Genomic DNA, 1,509 nt, shown 5'->3' with positions numbered 1-1,509 from the left:
GCGAGCGAGCGCAGCAGGTCGTACCGGGGCGCGCCCAGCGTGGCCACCGGCGGACCTCCCTGGCCGGTCACCCAGAAGACGCCGTCGGTCTCGCCTGCACCAGGAGGTCGTGTGCTCTCTGAGCCCGGCGCATCGAAAGAAATCTCCCCTGAGCAAATCGATCAACTGATGGCTGCGCTGCACGCGCTGAAGAACCAACTGGGCCTGCTTCAGCAGATCGAGGTCGCCGGCGAGGACGACCGAGTCATCGACGCGGCCTTCGAGGCGTTGCGGGTAATCAAGTCCGGGCGGAACGCCAGCCGAGAGTTCACCAGCATCCTGGTCACGTTCAGGAACGACATCATCGCCGCGATCGTCAAAGCCCGCCCCGGCATCAAGATGGCCGACATCGCCAGCGAAGCGGGGATCGACGACTCGCTTGCCACCCGTGTCTCGCGGCAACGCGGCGCCAAGCCTCGGACCTACCGCGCAGGTGGTGGCCGCCTGCAGTGACCCAGGTGTTGAGCGCGCAGGTGCCGCTCAAGCGGCGACTCCCCCTCCCTATCCCGGTACAGATTGATCGCTGACAACCGTGCTAAGTGCCCGTAGTATGGGCGGCGTGCCCGGAGGAGCGACCTGGGCCTGTCAAAAGGTGGAGCTATGGAAGAGATCGCGCTGTACGACGTCCTGGACGTCCAGATCGCCCGAGCCGAACGAGAGACGCCCAGCCTGGTCCGCCGGCGCATCGGCGCCTGGTTGAACCTGCCGAGCATCTGCGTAGGCGACCGCGTGTGGCACCCCATCCGCCAGGAGGACGGCTGGCACGGCTACAGCCTGCGGCAGACGCGCCAGGTCCGCAAGGCGTTGCTCCGGTCGATGGCACGCTACGTGGATCACATCGACGAACTCCTCCAGGAGCACGACCGCCTGATGAACGGCCCGATCGACGCCCCGTAACCCACCCCAAGCGCGACGAGCGACCGCGCTGAGACAAGGAGCCCACCATGAGCAAACGCAAGCCGCCGTCCATCGATGTCGTACGCAACCGCATCGCACAATGCCGACAGCACCGCTGGTCGATGCAGGTCATCGCCGAGGCAGCCGGCACCACCACCCGCATCCTCGACGACATCTACGACAACGAAATCGCCCCTCCCGCCGAGTTGGGGGAGGCCATCTTGCTCATCACCCCCGAACTCCTGCGCCGCACGGCGGCGCGCATCCCGGTCCACATCGCCGCCTCCCGGCTCGGCAGCCTGCACGCCGACGGCTGGCCGCTGCAGGACCTGGCCGACGCGCTCCGCTGCGATGTCCGCACCGTGGAAGAGATCGTGGTCCACCGCTCTCCAGAGCATGTGTCCCGGGCCCTGATGGACGACATCGACAAGGTCTTCGATCGGCTGGTGGCCGCCGAAGGCCCGTGCGGTGACGCTCGGGCCGCCGCCGCCGCCCTGGGGTGGGCGACACCGGGCGCCTACAACAACTACGGCGGGCTCATCAACGACACGCGCGACGAGGACCTCGAATGGC

3 protein-coding genes are annotated in these 1,509 nt (G+C 67.5%); all 3 read left to right on the top strand.

The window, feature by feature from the left end; translation table 11 throughout:
• Positions 1 to 111: 111 nt before the first annotated feature.
• Entirely contained in the window at positions 112 to 492 is a 381-nt protein-coding gene (locus AB0B89_RS36390; protein ID WP_358562333.1) for a hypothetical protein, read from the top strand.
• A 147-nt stretch (positions 493 to 639) separates the two neighbouring features.
• A complete protein-coding gene (locus tag AB0B89_RS36385; RefSeq protein WP_358562330.1) occupies positions 640 to 936 on the top strand; it encodes a hypothetical protein in 297 nt (98 codons plus the stop codon).
• Between the two features lie 47 nt (positions 937 to 983).
• On the top strand, positions 984 to 1,509 hold a 526-nt coding region (locus AB0B89_RS36380; RefSeq protein ID WP_358562328.1), incomplete at its 3' end, for a hypothetical protein.

This window comes from Sphaerisporangium sp. NPDC049002, from assembly GCF_040649355.1.
GTDB lineage: Bacteria > Actinomycetota > Actinomycetes > Streptosporangiales > Streptosporangiaceae > Sphaerisporangium.
Note: the sequence above shows the minus strand (reverse complement) of the source record. Positions and strands in the feature narration are given on the sequence as shown.

What these genes read in the sequence shown, in the direction of transcription:
- AB0B89_RS36385 (WP_358562330.1), top strand. Translation starts at nt 640, where the DNA reads ATGGAAGAGATCGCGCTGTACGACGTCCTGGACGTCCAGATCGCCCGA.